The following is a 16,510-nucleotide window of genomic DNA, read 5'->3' as shown; positions in this document are numbered from 1 at the left end:
AGTCGCTCGTCTGCCGGAAAGACATCCCGCTGACGCCTATGCTTGGAAAATGACCGAACCCGACATCAAGCCCAGAAGTCGTGACGTCACCGACGGACTCGAAAAGACCGCAGCGCGCGGCATGTTGCGTGCAGTAGGAATGGGTGACGACGACTGGGTCAAGTCGCAGATCGGCGTCGCCTCGTCCTGGAACGAGATCACACCGTGCAACCTGTCCCTCGATCGCCTTGCCAAGGCCGTCAAGGAAGGTGTCCGGGAGGCCGGTGGATTCCCCCTCGAATTCGGCACCATCTCCGTTTCCGACGGCATTTCGATGGGTCACGAGGGCATGCACTTCTCCCTCGTCTCCCGTGAAGTGATCGCGGACAGCGTCGAGACCGTCATGCAGGCCGAGCGCCTCGACGGATCGGTTCTTCTCGCCGGCTGCGACAAGTCGTTGCCCGGCATGATGATGGCGGCGGCCCGCCTCGACCTCGCCAGCGTGTTCCTCTACGCCGGTTCCACCCTCCCCGGCGTCGCCAAACTGTCCGACGGCAGCGAGCGGGAAGTCACCGTCATCGACGCGTTCGAGGCCGTGGGCGCCTGCTCGCGCGGACTGATGAGCCGCGCCGACGTCGACACCATCGAACGGGCGATCTGCCCGGGCGAAGGCGCGTGCGGCGGCATGTACACCGCAAACACGATGGCCAGCGCCGCCGAGGCCATGGGAATGTCGCTGCCCGGCAGCGCTTCACCGCCCGCACCGGACCGTCGCCGCGACGGATTCGCCCGCGAGAGCGGCAAAGCCGTTGTCGAACTCCTTCGTCGGGGCATCACCGCCAGGGACATCCTCACCAAGGAAGCGTTCGAGAACGCCATCGCAGTAGTCATGGCGTTCGGCGGATCCACCAATGCGGTGCTCCATCTCCTCGCGATCGCGCACGAAGCGTACGTCCCGCTGACGCTCGACGACTTCGCTCGCGTCGGCGCGAAGGTCCCGCACCTCGCCGACGTCAAGCCCTTCGGAAAGCACGTCATGACGGACGTCGACCGTATCGGCGGCGTCCCCGTCATCATGAAGGCATTGCTCGACGCGGGACTCATGCACGGAGATTGCCTGACCGTCACCGGCAAGACTGTTGCGGAGAACCTGGCGCACATCACCCCGCCCGATCCGGACGGCAAAGTCCTGCGGGCGATGAACAAGCCCATTCACCCGACCGGAGGCATCACGATCCTGAAGGGGTCACTTGCGCCCGGCGGCGCGGTGGTCAAGTCGGCAGGATTCGAGTCTGATGTATTCGTCGGCACTGCAAGGGTTTTCGAACGTGAACGCGCCGCAATGGACGCGCTCGAAGACGGGACCATCACTGGTGGCGACGTCGTCGTCATCCGCTACGAGGGCCCGAAGGGTGGTCCCGGAATGCGTGAGATGCTGGCCATCACGGGCGCGATCAAGGGTGCGGGTCTCGGCAAGGACGTCCTGCTGCTGACGGACGGACGATTCTCGGGCGGCACCACCGGCCTGTGTGTCGGACACGTTGCGCCCGAGGCCGTCGACGGCGGTCCCATCGCGTTCGTTCGCGACGGCGACCAGATCCGGCTCGACGTGGGTACCGGACAACTCGAATTGTTGGTCGACGACTCCGAATTGGAAGTCCGCAAGAAGGGCTGGGAGCCGTTGCCGCCTCGCTACACACGTGGTGTGTTGGCCAAGTACTCCAAGCTCGTGGGATCAGCCTCGGGTGGAGCAGTGTGCGGCTGATCCCAGCTCGCAGCTAGATGGGCCGGTACCCGGCGCCGACGCCTCCGTGGGCATTGATCGTGTCCACGATGGAGGTCATGTTGGTGCCGAGTTCCGGCCCCAGGCACGGTACCCAGAGGTAGGCGTTGACCATCGCGACCAGCGTCGTGCCGACCGTGACCGGGGCTCCCGAATCACCGTGGTCGACGCAGATCTGAGTCCAGGTGGATGCGTCGGCGCTCAGGTCTCCCCAGACGACGCCGCAGGTGGTGCCCGTCGTACGGCCTTCCTTGCAGGCTGTAGCCGGGAAGCTGGCCGGAGCGCCGATCGAGGTGATGGTTGCCGCGCCCACCGTTCGAACTGGTGTGACCTTGCCCGGATCGAACTGGATGACCCCGTAGTCCAGGTCCGGGTTCGACTCGACGAACGTGCCGACCACGCCTGCGTCCTCGTTGCTTTCCGGGATCACGAACGATCCAGGACCACCGCAGTGACCTGCGGTGATACCTACGAGTCTGCCGCCGTTGTCGTGACCGATAGTGGTCAACGTGCAGACCAGCTGATTGTCGACGATGATGCCCGAACCACCACCCATGGGCGTGGGTGCAGCAACCGCGTTGCTGCTGACGATGAACCCGAGTCCGAGTGCCAAGACCAACGCTGCCAGAGCCGAAACAATTCGCTGCAACATCACAATCTCTCCGCCGGTAATCTCCCCGCTGCAAAAAACGCATACCCCGGAAAGTGCGGACCTACGCAGCGTTTCTAGTCGGTAGCTCCGAGCGCTTCGAGCATCTTGCGTGCCTCCTCGAGCTGACGACTCAACTCGTCGACTCGCGCTGCAGCCATGTCCCGTGCAGCGACGATGATGGACTCGACAGCCTCGATTGCGGTGGGCTCACCCAACTCGCGGACAGCTCGCTCGACCGCATCGGGTGCGACCGGAACTGCTTTGCCCGGACGCTTGGCGCCCTGTGTGACCGTCACGCTCCAGTCGTTGTCCGCGCCCGCATGGATGGTGACGCTGATGCCGGCCGGCAGTTTCTTCGCACGCTTGACGGCCGGACGAGGTGTCGCGGCAGGGGCAGCAGTGGTAGTCGGTACCGGAGCGGGTGCAGGCTGCGCACGCGGCTTCGGTCGAACAGGCTCTACGAGTGGCTCCATCAGGGGCTCGGACTCCACAACTGGTTTGGGCCGTGGCGCCGGTTTGGCCGGTGCCGCGGAGACGCGGTTGATGCGCAATTCCTCTGCCTCGAAAGGCAATTCGTCGTTGACGCCCTTGGGACGAATCAGCACGGTGTTGCCGTCCACCGACACGACTTTCGCCGAGGTACCGGCTTCGATCCCCAGGCTGGGAGTCGCCTCGCGCAGATAGACGGTGGCGCGCTTGCCTTCGGCGACAGCCGTGGCGAGCGCTGCCAGATTGTCCGCAGTGAGGTGATCCGGCGTTGATGCGGCAGCGCCGGAACGTCTACGGGGTGGCATGCGCAGGTCCTTTCAGAAGTATCTCGTGCATTTCAGTATCGACAGTGCTTTTCTCGGGGCAACTCTTGCACAAGCCACCGACGTGTTGACTCTCACCGCCCGCCTGGGCGCGAGGATCCGTAGGCGGTTCGGCCAATTCAGTACTGTTCTCGGGGCACCGCGTGGAAGATGGTGGACAGAAATTCGTTGCGGCAAGAAGGAGCACGGTGAGCAGTTCGGAGTCAGAGTGGATCGACGAGGTCACCGAACCCGCCCCTGCTGAATCTCACGCTGCTGAATCTCACGCTGCTGAGCCGATCGACGTCGATGCTCATCTGCTCAGCCGGATTCAAGCCGACATCGAGGAGTCCCTCCTCGGCGGACCGCGCTGCTTCACACAGTCGCAGATCGCGGATTTCGCCGGGGTGACACGCGAGCGCGCCGATCGTCTGTGGGTGGCGATGGGCTTTGCCGTCGACGAGGATCCCGACGCGGTCATGTTCACGCAGCAAGACGCCGACGCCCTCAAGACCATCACCGACATGGTCAATCGAGGAGTCATCTCGCAGAACAGTGAGGTGGCAGCTGCCCGTTCTCTCGGACAGTCGATGTCGAGGTTGGCGGAGTGGCAGGTATCGCTGATCAGCACACACATCATCGATCAGCTTGCGGACTCGGTGGATCACGAACCCGACGCCATCAGAAATGTCGTCCTGAGCCTCGGCGCCGAGATCATTCCCGCTGTCGAATCTCTGCAGACGTACGTATGGAAGCGTCACGTCGCGTCGTCGACGGGCCGCAACGTGGGAAACCCGGGCGAAGAAGTCGCGAGTCGTGTTCTGGTCGTGGGTTTCGCCGACATCGTCGGGTACACCTCGCTGACTCGCGGCCTCGACTCCGCCGAACTCAACGATCTGCTCGAGCGGTTCGAGTCCGCGTCCACCGAAATCATCGGACGCAACTACGGCTGGGTGGTCAAGACCGTCGGTGACGAGGTCATGTTTGCCGCCGAGAGCCCCCACCACGCCGCCGAGATCGCCTTGCAGATCCAGCAGGCGGTCCTCGCCGATCACGACGATCCACAGCTTCGGGTAGGTCTGGCCATGGGTCCGACGTTGGTTCGCTTCGGAGATCTCTACGGTTCGGTGGTCAACAAGGCCGCGCGCCTGACCAGCTCTGCTCGCCCCGGCACCGTGCTGATCGACTCCGAGCTGGCCACCCAGCTCGGCTCGGACGCCAATTTCAAACTGCGACACCTTCGTCCACGACGAGTGCGCGGCATCGACCGCCTCGAGCAGTACGTGCTACGACGCAATCTGGAGCCGTGAGCTGTCAGCTCGACACTCCGCGTGCAGCCAGAAAATCGTCCACGATCTGCTCACACGCGGCCTCCCCGAGAGGCGTCAGCGTGGCCAGCTTGGTGAGCACCAAAGGTCCGACCAATTGAGCAAGTGCGACGTCGTAGTCGTACTCCCCCAACGCTTCGATCGCATCCGGCGAGCGCAGGATCCGATCGAACGCGTGACGGTACTGCTCGAAGACCGTCTGGCGCAACGATCGCAATTCGGGCTTGTCCGTCGACAGCGCGTCGACGCTCGAGTAACCCTTCAGCTCCGGCCCCAAGCCGAGCCAGCACATGGCCGTCACCTGGATCGGTGCGCTTTCGATGGCCTTGGCCTGACTGGTCAACAACTCGAGCAATTGCGCGCGGAGGTCACCTTCCCCGGACATCTCGGGCACCGGCGGTAAGAGGCGAGCAAATGCCGCGGCGAGTAACTCCGTGCCGCTGTCGAAATGCCGATACAGCGTCGCACGTGCGACGTTGGCCAATTTGGTGACGGCATCGATCGTCACCGCGTCCACGCCGCCTTCTGCCAGCAGCTTGGTCGCCGCGTCGAGCAACCTGGACCTGGAACGCTGTTTACGCGGATCCTCGTCGCTGACCTGCTTGTCGATTTCCTGCTTGTCGATTCCCGCCGTCACAACCTCAGTTATACCCACTTGGGGGTTGTGGAACTGCTGTTCTTGTAACGATACTGATGGTCTTGTTTCTATCGGGAGGTTTCGTGAGTAGCGATACGACGCTCGAACAGTCCACGTGGACCATCCGACAGATCTGGATGCTGACGGTCGCGTGCTGCGCCGTCGCGCTGGTCGTCGCAGCGATGGCAGCTCTCAACACGGCCCTTCCCGACTTGGCCCGCGATACCGGTGCAACACAGAGCCAGCTCACGTGGATCGTGGACGGGTACACGCTCACGCTGGCTTGTCTCTTGCTGCCGGCGGGCGCACTCGGCGATCGATACGGTCGACGAGAACTGCTCATGTTCGGACTACTCGTTTTTGCTGCCGGCTCGTCGATTCCGGTCTTCGCGGACGAACCGTCGTGGATCATCGTCTCCCGCGTGATCTCCGGCGTCGGCGCCGCATTTGTCATGCCGGCGACGCTGTCTCTACTCACTGCAGGTTTCCCGCCGGCGCAGCGTGCCCGTGCCGTCGGAGTCTGGTCCGGCGTCGCAGGGTCCGGTGCAATCGCCGGACTCGTCGTCTCCGGGCTACTCCTCGAAAAATGGTCCTGGCATTCGATTTTCGTCAGCCTGGCCGTCGTCTCGGTCCTCATCCTCGTGGTGTCGTTCACGATCGTGACGTCGAAGGACACGGAGGCAACTCCACTCGATCTACCTGGTACAACGCTGATCGCCGGCTCGATCGGACTGTTCGTCCTGGGGATGATCGAGGCGCCGGCCCGTGGTTGGCTCGATCCGGTAGTTCTCGCGTTGCTGGTCGGCGGAATTGCCATGGCCGCGGTATTCAGCTGGGTCGAATTACGTACTCGCCATCCACTTCTGGACGTAAGGCTGTTCGCCAATCGCGCATTCGGCAGCGGCGCAGCGTCACTGACCCTGCAATTCCTGGCGACTTTCGGCTTGTTCTTCCTGATCGTGCAGTATCTCCAACTGGTGCTCGACTACTCCCCACTGCAATCGGCGCTCGCCCTCATGCCGATCGCTGTGCCGGTGATGGCGCTGTCCGTGGTTGCGCCCCTACTGATTCCGCGTATCGGCCTTCGCGCTCTCACCGCCACCGGTGTTGCCTTCCTCGGAACCGGAATTGCGCTTTTGACGCGCTTGGACGCCAGTTCGACCTATGCCGAGGTCTGTGTCCCCTTGGTAGTAGCCGCTATCGGATTGGGCTTGTCGACAACCCCCGCCACTGCTGCGATCGTCTCCAACGCACCAGACTCCAAACAGGGTGTTGCCTCAGCAGTCAACGACGCAACCCGTGAGATCGGCTCTGCCATCGGCGTTGCACTGGCGGGAAGTATCCTCGCCGCCGGCTACGGCAATCACGTCCAGCCCGCGGTCGACTTGCTGCCCGAACCCGCCAAGGAACCGGTATCCGGTTCTCTGGCCGCCGCTCTCCATGTCGCCGAAGCAGCCGGGCCGCAGGGTGCCCAGTTGGCCGAATTCGCCCGTGAAGCCTTCATCAAAGGCATGGATCAAGGAGCACTCACGCTCGCCGCGATCATGTGGGTATCCGCGATCGTTCTGGGATTCTGGGCTCCGGGTCGTCAGCGAGACTGACCGCCTCGTCGGTATGCCGGGGCCTTGGTCGTCTGCTCCGATTGCAGAGTCTGCAGTAGGGGCATCGACCGGAGCGGCACCACAACCGAGAGAACCATGACGCTGGTCGACCGGGTGGCTATCCCCGACCGATTCAGTTCGAGCAGCGTCGCTTGCAAATCCTCGTGCGACGCAGCGGCAATCCGGCACAGCACGTCGCCGGAGCCGGTGGTGGCAAAGGCTTCGAGCACACCGGGGATTGCCTCGAGTTCCGCGGTGACGGTGTCGAGCGCCCCCTGGGCGATCTGCAAAGTCACGAATGCTTGTACTCCGAAACCCGCTGCAGCCAAATTGATGTGCGGCGCGTATCCGGCGATGACGCCCGCATCTTCCATCCTTTTCAATCTCGCCTGCACTGTCGCCCGCGCCACCTTGACCTGACGCGAAAGCTCCAACGCACCGGCCCTCGGGTGCTTGTTCATCGCGTCCAACAGAGCCAGATCCACTGCGTCGAGATTCACGTCTGCTCCACTCGTCGTTCAACTATGCAAATTGCCTACAAAACAGTGCCACCATCTTCGCATTCCGGCGCTGTGTCTACTTTCAACTACCTCCGTTGACTACCCAACCTCTGAAGGACTTATCTGTTTGTACTGGCAGTGCCGAACATAACTCGAGCACCGCGCTGTGTACATCGCACTCAGAGGGGACTCATCATGACCGTCGAACAGACTCTCACCGACGACGAACAGCTGGCCGGCCTGGATCTGGAGCAATTGCGCCAGTTGGTCGGCTTGGTCGAGTACGACAGCGATCACGATCCCTTCCCCGTGAGCGGTTGGGACGGCCTCGAATGGATCGTCGGAAATGCCACGCAGACTTCACATTTCTTCCAGTCCGCGTTCGGCATGGAATTGGTGGCCTATTCAGGCCCGTCGACGGGAAACCGCGACCACCACGCGTTTGTACTCAAGAGTGGGGCGGTGCGGTTTGTCGTCAAGGGCGCTGTGGATCCGGCAAGTCCGCTGATCGAACATCACAGCCGTCACGGCGACGGTATCCGCGACATCGCGCTCAGCGTCCCTGACGTGGACAAGTGCATCGCACACGCCATCACCCAAGGCGCGACGGTGTTGAGCGAACCGCACGACATCACCGACGAGCACGGCACCGTTCGCCTGGCCAGCATCGCGACGTACGGCGAGACTCGGCACACCCTCGTCGACCGTTCCCGCTACACCGGCCCTTACCTTCCCGGATACGTTGAACGGACGTCGTCGTACCGCAAGCGTGACGGCGCGCCCAAGCGAATCTTTCAGGCCCTCGACCACGTCGTCGGCAATGTCGAACTCGGCAAGATGGACCAGTGGGTCGACTTCTACAACCGGGTCATGGGATTCACCAACATGGCCGAGTTCGTGGGCGGCGACATAGCCACCGACTACTCCGCGCTGATGAGCAAGGTCGTCTCGAGCGGCAATCACCGAGTCAAGTTCCCACTCAACGAACCTGCCATCGCGAAGAAGCGGTCACAGATCGACGAGTACCTCGAGTTCTACCAAGGTCCCGGCGCTCAGCATCTCGCACTTGCGACCAACGACATCCTCGGAGCAGTCGACGCTCTGGTCGACGAAGGAATCGAGTTTCTCTCTACTCCTGCTTCGTATTACGAGGATCCCGAACTGCGCGCGCGTATCGGAGAGGTTCGAGTTCCGATCGAGGAATTGCAGAAGCGAGGCATCCTCGTCGACCGCGACGAAGACGGCTATCTTCTTCAGATCTTCACCAAGCCGATCGGAGATCGTCCCACCGTGTTCTTCGAGATCATCGAACGCCACGGCTCACTGGGATTCGGACTGGGAAACTTCAAAGCCCTGTTCGAAGCGATCGAGCGTGAGCAGGCCGCGCGGGGCAACTTCTGAGGCAGGTCAGCTGTTTTCGGTCCACGCCCAGACCACCGCGGGTCGCCCGGTGGCACTGACCCGGACTCGTTCGTCCGTACGTTCCAGCCCTGGCAACGCTTTGAGCGTCCGGTTCAAGTTGCCCGGGTCCGGACGCACACCGGAAAGCTCCTCCGCCACGGCCAGCGCGTACGACGCCGGAAACGACGGACCCAGTAGTGCCCGCGTGAAAGCCTGATCTCGCCACAACAGGGTGTCAGCAAGGATCGGGCGGGTATCGGCGACTATCCGATTGTGGTCGAACGCAAGGTCCCCCGGGTTGTCCCAGCTCACCCATTCGGCCGAACCCGGCACCTCGTCCGACGAGATCACTGCCCACATGGTCACCGAGAGCGTCGGACCGCGGGGGTCGCGATTGGGTTCGTCGAACACGGTCAATTGACCGCTGACGAGGATCTTCTCGTCGGGAATTCCGAGCTTGGTGGTCACGGCTCGCCTGGCGGCGTCCTGCAACCGCTCACCGGCGCCCAGCAGTACACCGGGCAGCGCCAACTGCCCGGTGTACGGCTCCGCTTGCCGCGGAGTGACGGCAAATCGCAACATCCCGGGTTCCGGATTGCCGAACCGGAGCGCGATGACATCGATCGAGACAAGTGACTGGTCCACACCGTCCATCATGCAGGCACTGGGCATCGCACCTGACGATCGACCCGGTCGGCACCGTTCGCGGTCAGCACTACCGGCGCACCCATTTCCTCGCTCAGATACCGGGCGAAATCCTCCGGGTCGGCCGGAAGTTCCTTCGGCACGACCCCTACGGCTTTCAGGGAATCTGTCAGCGCCTGCTGGTGATCGAGATCCTTCCACTCTCCGACGGGAACGAACGGCAATCCTTCGTACGCGTGCACCCCGTGGATCGGGATGCCTGCAGCCCGCGCGCGATCCATCGCGTCGAGATGAGTAAGCGCTAAGCCGTCGACGCCACCGCTCACCTCGATTGCGTAGTGCAACAACAACTCGTCGAGGTGGCCCGTCCGGAATCCGCCTTGATACTCACCCGTCCCGTTGTGCAGCTCGGGCAACACCTTCGCCAGCTCCGGATCCTCCGTCGGGAACGGCCCAGCTCCGTGTCGTGTCATGTAGGTGCGGGTGACGCCGAGTACGTAACTGTCCCGGCCCAACTCGTCGGTCATCGCTCGCGCGTTGGACGGCTCGACCGTCGACCACGTGGTGTGCGGGTGAAACCCCCGCCACTCGTCGAGAAGGACACCTTGTGCCCCCTCGAATACCAGACGACCACCGGCACCCAACGCGCCCAGCGCATCCGGGTCGGCGATGTCCACGACGGCACCGAATTCGGCGTACATGTCGACCATGTCGTCGATCGGCGGAAACCCGTGGCGACTCTCCGCGATCAACGGTCCGTAGAATGTGGCCAACGCCGACAACTTACGACGCAAGGAATCAGGTCGCCGGCAGTCTCCCACCGTAGGCGCACTCGCAACTTCGAGCGCATACGCCGCCGTCTCACCGATCCCCTTGCCACACGAGCCGTGTCGGTTATCGCCGCGAGCATCCTCACGGGCCCTGTTGGCGGCCACGTGGATCGGTGTCGTCAACAATGCGCGCGCGTCGATCCGTATCAGATCGAACGGATTTCGAACTCCGAGCGCTTCCAGTGCACGCGCTTCCCGTGCGAGCGCGATGGGTTCGACCAACACGAATCTCGAGAGCAACGTCGGGACGCCGGACAGCGTTCCCGAGCCGAACTGCGAAAACGTGTGGTGGCGCTCGCCGACCGTCACGTTGTGCGCTGCCTGTGCCCCACCGTTGAAGCGGACCACTGCGGCCACATTCAGATCGGCTTGATCGGAGCAAAGCCAATCGACGGTTGCTCCCTTCCCTGCATCTCCGAACCCGAGGTCTACGACGACGATATCGCGGTCTTCGAACGGCTCCATCATGTTCTCCTTCTAGGCGAAATCGACATCGTCCGTGCCGGTTCCGAGATCGCGGGGCAACCCGGCCACCGTCGCGGTGCTGCGCCCTGGAATCAGGGCGAGAGCCTTGCCGACAGTCTCGGCTTCAGCTCTTGAACCGATGTCGCGGAGATCCGCCAGTCCGTCACGCAGGTCGATGCGGTCCTCGCCGATTCCGACCGTCAGCGCGATCAGTTCGCACACCGCGGCGGGGTCGTCGAGTTTGACGAAGCGTTCACCGAGCAACGCCTTCCAGTGATCCGCGATTTCCGGATCGTTGAAGTACGACGACTGATCGGGCAGAACGAAGTAGACGTTCCATCTTTCTTCGAGTTCACGGTAGATCGACGGAACCGACACGTCCTGACGTACCTTGTCCCCGATCACCGAACGGATGTGACGAGCCGAGAGCCGCGGCTTGTTCAGCTCGTCGCCGATGATGAAGAGGTAGCCTTTCCTTCCGCGCTTCTCCCAGGCATCCGTACTGGTGTGACGTGCCATGAAATATGCTGCCAATTCATAGCTTTCCGATTTCTGACCACCACCGTTGCCCTCGAGGAAGATGGTCCGAAGCTGCTCGTCCATCGCGTTTCCCGACTCGAACTGGCCGACTTGTAGTGGCACCTGATCGGTATCGGCGTCGCCGATACCACCGAACAGAATCTGCGGATCATCCGCATATCCCTTGCGTTGCAGCAGCCCGTGCAGCTTTCCGAGCTTGTCCTGCATGATTCGAGGAACAGCGCCCATCGAGCCGGTGACATCGAAAAGCACTGCTATCGGGAGAGAATCGGGGTGCCCGTCCGAGTCTCGGCATTCACGCTTGTCGACGCCGAAGGGGTCGAGGGTCGGGTCCGCTTTCCAACTGCTTCGCGGACGCGACCGAAGCGAATCGGTGTAACCGAAATCGTCGACACCGCGTGCGGCACGAAAAGTCTTGCCCGCCAAATAGGTGTTGTCGTCCCAGTATCCGTAGCCCATGACAATCACTGTCCTTTCGTGGATGGAACGGCGAACGGACGAAATGTCCGCTGGCCATAGAGAAGATCGAGGAGTTCGTCGAACTCGCCAAGTAGGTCGACCGCGTCGGGACGCAATCTCGGGTTGTCCTGCATGCAGCCGTCGGCAAACGCCTTCATCCGTTCGTGGGTCTGCTCGCCCAGCATTCGGAGCATCAAATGATGAGCCATGTACACGTCCCAGGCCGGAGACGCTCCTTCGCCGAGTTCCGGTGGGTACGAATCACGATCGGAACCGATCGTCGCCACCGGGCGGCTGCCCGTACGGGTGGCAAAGGACCAGCCGGCCAGCACCACCCCGTGCCGATCAGGCTCGATCAGCACGTTCTCCGCGGTAATCGCGGTGTGCACCCAACCAGTCGAATGCGCTGCTGCCAGAGCCCGAAGTAGCCGTCGGTGCATCCACGCCCAGTCCCGTGGATCGAGGCCACCTGGATACGCCTCACGGACGTCGGCGAGACTCACAAAACCTTCGGTCAGATCGTCCAACACATCGATCTGACGTCTCGTGCCGCTGCCCACATGAGTGATTCGATCGATCAAACGCGGGAAGTACGAGACTGCCCAACCGGCTTCGCACGAATTCTCGATGTCCGTCAACACATTCCGTTCGGCCTCGATCATCGAGTTCGCCCGAGGGTTTCGCGGAATCTTCAGTACGACACCGGCATCGGACCGGTACAGGTTAGCGACCGAGCCGCGCGCTACCAGTCCACCCAACGTGTACTCGCCCCGCTCGCCGACATAAACGGGTCGAGAATCTGCCGGCTCGAACTCCGCTGTCCAACTGCGGTAAAGCTCGTTCAACCGAGATGTTGCGGCCGAGTATCGCACCCGATCTTCGGGCGTCGCCCGGTCCGGATGGATGGCGGAGGCGAGCCGATGAAAACGACGCTTTGCAGCGCGACGGGCGTCGAGATCACTGGAGTCTCCCCCGAACACATCGGCCGAAACTCGTGCTGCCTCGACGATTTCAAGTGCCGTGCTGATCGTTTTCATGGTTTTAGTCTAACCGACTAAAACGAAGACGGCAAGAATGCGTATTTAATCCGAGTACATGCGCGCTACGTCCTCACCACCGAGATCCAGTTCGCCTGAAGATAGGTATACCTAACTTCAATTGCTTTCAAGGAGCACTTCATGCAAGACACGGCAACGGCAATCCGCACCCGATTCACCACCTATCGCGCTGTCGTCACAAGGAAACGAGAGATAGGACCTCATTTCGTCCGAGTGACGTTCGGCGAACTCGGCGACTACGACTGCCAAGGCATTGCTCCGAAGGTGAAGATCTTTCTGCCCGATGACGCCGACGAGGCCGCAGCCGCCCGAGAACTAACGATTCCGACCGTCGGAGCTCGCGGTTTCGAGTACGCCGACGACGCACCCAAGCCGATAGTGCGGACGTACACGATCCGCGCGCATCGCCCGGAGCTGTGCGAGGTCGACATCGATTTCGTCGTCCACAGCGACGGGCCGGCCGGCAGGTGGGTCACGAACACCGTTCCCGGCGACGTCGTCGGACTGACCAATGCCGGAGGGAACCAACCACTCCCAGAGCTGGCGCATTCTCTGGTGTTGCTCGGCGACGCTTCCGCTCTCCCCGCAATTATGACGATCTTGGAATCTCTGACCGCCGATCAAGAGGCGATCGCGCTTCTGACTGCCGATACCGCGGACGATGAAATTCCACTGGAGTCCGCCGCAGACGGGCGCGCCCGGTGGATCCGCGGCTCTGACGAGGACTCGATGATCGAGGAACTCCGTCAAGCGTTGTCGGCACATCAGCCCGACTACGTCTGGGCGGCAGGAGAGGCTGGTGCCCTCCGTGGAGTCCGGCACCTGCTCCGCCGGGACATTGGCTACTCCCCGATGAACTCGCATATCGTTGGGTACTGGAAACGCAAAGCCGACGCCGACGAGGTGGCCGACGACGTGTTCGCCCGCATGCATGCGGCGGTCGCCGACGGACGGAACCTGACGCCTCAGGAACTCGACGAACTGACAGTCGACGATGTGGAGTACCTACCGACGAAGCCGTGAAGCGTGAGGGGAGGCAGTGGTGCGCGTCAAATCGACGAACGCCGCGGAGTGCGCCGGTCCGCGAGTACACGCCGCGCATCTTCGCCTCGACCACGACGTGGATGTACACAGCCACGACGCCGTGGAATTGGCTCTCGTTCGAGATGGCCGAGCGGTCCAGCGCAGTGCCGACGACGTGACGGACATACGTTCGGGTCACCTACTGATCCTCGCTCCCGGCTCGCGCCACAGCCTCGAATCGAACCGCCTGCTGACTACCAATGTGTTTCTGGATCCGACTCTGTTCGCCGACGAGTTGTCATGGATCACGAGAGTCCCGGGCTGGGGCGCCGCGGTGTCACCGGAGCCGCGCGCCCCTCGGCCCGTTCTGACCCTCGATGTCGACGACCGCACCCCACAACTGGCCGAACTTTTTGACGAACTCGCAGCAGGGACGGGCCGATCCCGAGATCTCGGGACTGGGGTTTTCGAGCAATATGCCCTTCTATTCGCAGCGTTCTCCGTGCTCGAGCCTCTCGTCTCCGCCACGGTAAGCCACAGTGAACAACGCGGTTACCGTGCGACGGTCGAGCAGGCTGTCGAGTTGATGAACAATTCCCTCGATCATCCGTGGACTCTGAGTTCGCTGGCCGCCGAGGTAGCGCTCTCGCCTTCACAATTGAGCCGCGTGTTCGTTGCCGACACCGGCTCCAGCCCGATGTCCTATCTCCAAACTTTGCGCGTCGAGCGTCTCGCATCCCTGTTGCGCACAACGGAACTCAGCGTTGCTGGGGCCGCACGCGCCGTTGGATGGCATGACCCCGGCCACGCAGCGCGCAGGTTCCGGTCCCGGTGGCAGTGCAGCCCGGTCCAGTACCGCGAACGGTTTCGCTGATCACCCGGCCTTTCCGGCACCCAGCCTTCCCGTCAGCTTGTGGTCCTCCCGGCACCCTGGGCCGCAACAGCTTTGCGTAGCTCGATCACTGCCGGACTGCTGTCGCCCTCGCGGGTACACAGATCGATCGAACACTGCTCGATGTCGGAAATGCGCACGAAACTGATATCCGAGCGGGTGTAGTACTCGGCAATGGTTGCTGCCGTTATCACCACCGCCCGACCGTTGGCGACAACCTCGAGTGCTTCGTCCATCGTGCGGACCGAGGGACCGTACCGGACGGGTACACCACTCGGGCGCGGGTCCACCGACCACCATTTCACCCATTCGAGTGGTGCACCGTCACTCGAAACCTGCACCATCCCATCTATTTCAGAAATCTCGATGCTCGTACGGCCCGCCAGTTGGTGCCCTCGAGGCAGAGCCACCACCCGCGGTTCGACGCCTATCCGTTCGAGCACCACACCGTCGAGCACCGGCAGTGGCGGTCGCACGAATGCCGCGTCGACGGTCGCGCTCGCCACCGCCGAAACCTGTTGGGACCAATCCAACTGGACGAGCTCCACCTCCGCGTGCAACGAATCGATCACCGCACGCCCCAAACTCCCGGCAGCCCCGTTGATGAATCCGATCCGCAACCGCCTGGCCCGCCGACGCTCGAGTGCGTCGAGACCGTTCATCGCGCGAACGGCAAACTCGAGAGCGGGCCGCGCATCCGCGACGAACACCTCACCCGCGGCGGTGAGCACCACCGGATGCGAACTGCGATCGACCAACTCGACTCCCACCTGCTCCTCGAGTCGTCGAATCTGCTGACTGAGGGCGGGCGCGGTGACGAACAGCCGGTCTGCCGCTCGCCCGAAGTGCCCTTCCGCCACGACGACGAGCAACGAGGACACCAAACGCAGATTCAGATCTTCGCCTCTTCTCGCCTTCTTCATTACCGTCCATTCGGTTGTTTTCGGCCCGCCGCTCGACTTAAAGTGACGACCATCACGGTATCTGAACAGCGGAGTTAAGCAAACTGGCAATTCTCGAACGAAGATCTACATGTACAGCGAATGCCTCGCCAGGTCACAGTTGTCGCAGATCCGGACAGCCCGCCGAATCTGCGAAACCAGGAGATGTGATGAGCAAGTACGAGCACGAATTCGTCCACATGATGGATGGCGTCGAAAAGCAATTGGAAACCATCGACAATCCGCGGCACCAGAAGATCCTCCGTAACTACCGACGCCACGCCTTGCTCGAGGTCTCCGGTCGCTACAAGGAAATCCTCTCGCCGGACATGACCGTCGAAGAACCCGTCTACCGGTTGTTCGAAGACGGCCAGTCGATTGTCCTCGACGGCATGGACGCCGTCACCAACTTCTACCAGTCACTCGCCGAGACGGACACCCTTGTCATGTGGACCGGGAAGTCCGACTTCGCGGTATCGGACAGCGGGTTCTCGGGTGAGACACTCTTCAGTCAATTCGTTCCTGGATCGATCCTCGGAGACGGGGTGTTCGGCGCGGTGCACGAATCGGGCGGATCCACGTCCGCAGCCCCCGAACAGTCGTCGGGCATCGACTCCGACGGTTGGTATCTCGTGCGTCGGACCTTGGCATTCGTCTGGCCGTACGACGAGCAGGGCCGACTCATCGGTGAGCACGTCTACGAAGATTCTGCTTCGAAAGTCGTCACCAAGGTGGATCCGAGCGAGGTCATCACGGCAGCGCGCGCAGCCGAACTGCTTGCCCCACTGCTCGAAACGCACCTGCCGTGAGCGCGCCCGTAGCCATTGTCACGGGCGCAGCGGCCGGGTTGGGCGCCGCTATTGCCGAGCGGCTTGCCGAGGACTTCGGCACCCTGCTTCTACTCGACATCGAAGAGGCTGCACTCGCCGACACCGCAGCACGCCTGGAAAGCCTTGGCGTCGATCGGTGCCCGCTTGGGCGGTGA

At 62.5% G+C, this 16,510-nt stretch carries 17 protein-coding genes; 8 read left to right on the top strand and 9 right to left on the bottom strand.

Annotated elements, in window-relative coordinates:
* Positions 1-49 precede the first annotated feature (49 nt).
* Positions 50-1,744 (top strand): dihydroxy-acid dehydratase, encoded by a 1,695-nt coding sequence (gene ilvD, locus H351_RS07960; protein WP_020970776.1) that lies wholly within the window; start codon positions 50-52, stop codon positions 1,742-1,744.
* Between the two features lie 13 nt (positions 1,745-1,757).
* On the opposite strand, the gene H351_RS07955 is transcribed toward ilvD, so the two are convergent.
* Together H351_RS07955 and H351_RS07950 are read right to left on the bottom strand one after the other, a co-directional pair.
* Positions 1,758-2,414: a chymotrypsin family serine protease gene (locus tag H351_RS07955; RefSeq protein WP_020970777.1), complete on the bottom strand. Its 657-nt coding sequence runs from the start codon at positions 2,412-2,414 to the stop codon at positions 1,758-1,760.
* A gap of 74 nt (positions 2,415-2,488) precedes the next feature.
* Complete coding sequence (locus H351_RS07950) at positions 2,489-3,208, bottom strand: DUF6319 family protein (RefSeq protein ID WP_029256242.1); 720 nt, start codon at positions 3,206-3,208, stop codon at positions 2,489-2,491.
* 206 nt (positions 3,209-3,414) lie between these two features.
* On the opposite strand from H351_RS07950, the gene H351_RS07945 reads away from it, so the two are divergent.
* Entirely contained in the window at positions 3,415-4,515 is a 1,101-nt protein-coding gene (locus H351_RS07945) for an adenylate/guanylate cyclase domain-containing protein (protein WP_021345531.1), read from the top strand.
* A gap of 4 nt (positions 4,516-4,519) precedes the next feature.
* On the opposite strand, the gene H351_RS07940 is transcribed toward H351_RS07945, so the two are convergent.
* Positions 4,520-5,170 (bottom strand): TetR/AcrR family transcriptional regulator, encoded by a 651-nt coding sequence (locus H351_RS07940; RefSeq protein WP_019745284.1) that lies wholly within the window; start codon positions 5,168-5,170, stop codon positions 4,520-4,522.
* A gap of 56 nt (positions 5,171-5,226) precedes the next feature.
* On the opposite strand from H351_RS07940, the gene H351_RS07935 reads away from it, so the two are divergent.
* Positions 5,227-6,771, top strand: a complete 1,545-nt coding sequence (locus tag H351_RS07935) for an MFS transporter (protein ID WP_029256245.1) — start codon at positions 5,227-5,229, stop codon at positions 6,769-6,771.
* Here the strand turns inward: H351_RS07935 and H351_RS07930 are convergent.
* The gene (locus H351_RS07930) at positions 6,759-7,271 is read right to left on the bottom strand and encodes an Lrp/AsnC family transcriptional regulator (RefSeq protein ID WP_003939810.1); all 513 of its coding nucleotides are present in this window, start codon (positions 7,269-7,271) and stop codon (positions 6,759-6,761) included. The two genes, H351_RS07935 and H351_RS07930, sit on opposite strands and share 13 nt — an antisense overlap.
* Positions 7,272-7,466: 195 nt before the next feature.
* On the opposite strand from H351_RS07930, the gene hppD reads away from it, so the two are divergent.
* A complete protein-coding gene (hppD, locus tag H351_RS07925) occupies positions 7,467-8,672 on the top strand; it encodes a 4-hydroxyphenylpyruvate dioxygenase (protein WP_019745286.1) in 1,206 nt (401 codons plus the stop codon).
* Between the two features lie 6 nt (positions 8,673-8,678).
* Here hppD and H351_RS07920 read toward each other — a convergent pair whose 3' ends face one another.
* The 4 genes from H351_RS07920 to H351_RS07905 are packed head-to-tail and all read right to left on the bottom strand — an operon-like array spanning position 8,679 to position 12,648.
* Positions 8,679-9,329, bottom strand: coding sequence for an NUDIX hydrolase (locus H351_RS07920; protein ID WP_020909123.1), 651 nt, complete (start codon positions 9,327-9,329; stop codon positions 8,679-8,681).
* Positions 9,326-10,615, bottom strand: coding sequence for an adenylosuccinate synthetase (locus H351_RS07915; protein WP_029256246.1), 1,290 nt, complete (start codon positions 10,613-10,615; stop codon positions 9,326-9,328). Before H351_RS07915 ends, H351_RS07920 begins: the two co-directional genes overlap by 4 nt.
* 9 nt (positions 10,616-10,624) lie before the next feature.
* Positions 10,625-11,611: a hypothetical protein gene (locus tag H351_RS07910; protein WP_029256247.1), complete on the bottom strand. Its 987-nt coding sequence runs from the start codon at positions 11,609-11,611 to the stop codon at positions 10,625-10,627.
* Between the two features lie 5 nt (positions 11,612-11,616).
* The gene (locus H351_RS07905; protein ID WP_029256248.1) at positions 11,617-12,648 is read right to left on the bottom strand and encodes a protein kinase family protein; all 1,032 of its coding nucleotides are present in this window, start codon (positions 12,646-12,648) and stop codon (positions 11,617-11,619) included.
* 141 nt (positions 12,649-12,789) lie between these two features.
* On the opposite strand from H351_RS07905, the gene H351_RS07900 reads away from it, so the two are divergent.
* Positions 12,790-13,692, top strand: coding sequence for a siderophore-interacting protein (locus H351_RS07900; protein WP_081051142.1), 903 nt, complete (start codon positions 12,790-12,792; stop codon positions 13,690-13,692).
* A gap of 19 nt (positions 13,693-13,711) precedes the next feature.
* Positions 13,712-14,566: an AraC family transcriptional regulator gene (locus H351_RS07895; protein WP_158510638.1), complete on the top strand. Its 855-nt coding sequence runs from the start codon at positions 13,712-13,714 to the stop codon at positions 14,564-14,566.
* 32 nt (positions 14,567-14,598) lie between these two features.
* Here the strand turns inward: H351_RS07895 and H351_RS07890 are convergent, their stop codons facing one another.
* Entirely contained in the window at positions 14,599-15,507 is a 909-nt protein-coding gene (locus tag H351_RS07890; RefSeq protein WP_029256251.1) for a LysR family transcriptional regulator, read from the bottom strand.
* Positions 15,508-15,695: 188 nt separating this feature from the next.
* Between H351_RS07890 and H351_RS07885 the strand changes: the two genes are divergently transcribed.
* Both H351_RS07885 and H351_RS32485 read left to right on the top strand, forming a co-directional pair.
* A complete protein-coding gene (locus H351_RS07885) occupies positions 15,696-16,334 on the top strand; it encodes a hypothetical protein (protein ID WP_021345538.1) in 639 nt (212 codons plus the stop codon).
* Complete coding sequence (locus tag H351_RS32485; protein ID WP_020909129.1) at positions 16,331-16,510, top strand: SDR family NAD(P)-dependent oxidoreductase; 180 nt, start codon at positions 16,331-16,333, stop codon at positions 16,508-16,510. Before H351_RS07885 ends, H351_RS32485 begins: the two co-directional genes overlap by 4 nt.

The organism is Rhodococcus erythropolis R138 (genome assembly GCF_000696675.2).
Lineage (GTDB): Bacteria > Actinomycetota > Actinomycetes > Mycobacteriales > Mycobacteriaceae > Rhodococcus_F > Rhodococcus_F erythropolis.
Note: the sequence above shows the minus strand (reverse complement) of the source record. Positions and strands in the feature narration are given on the sequence as shown.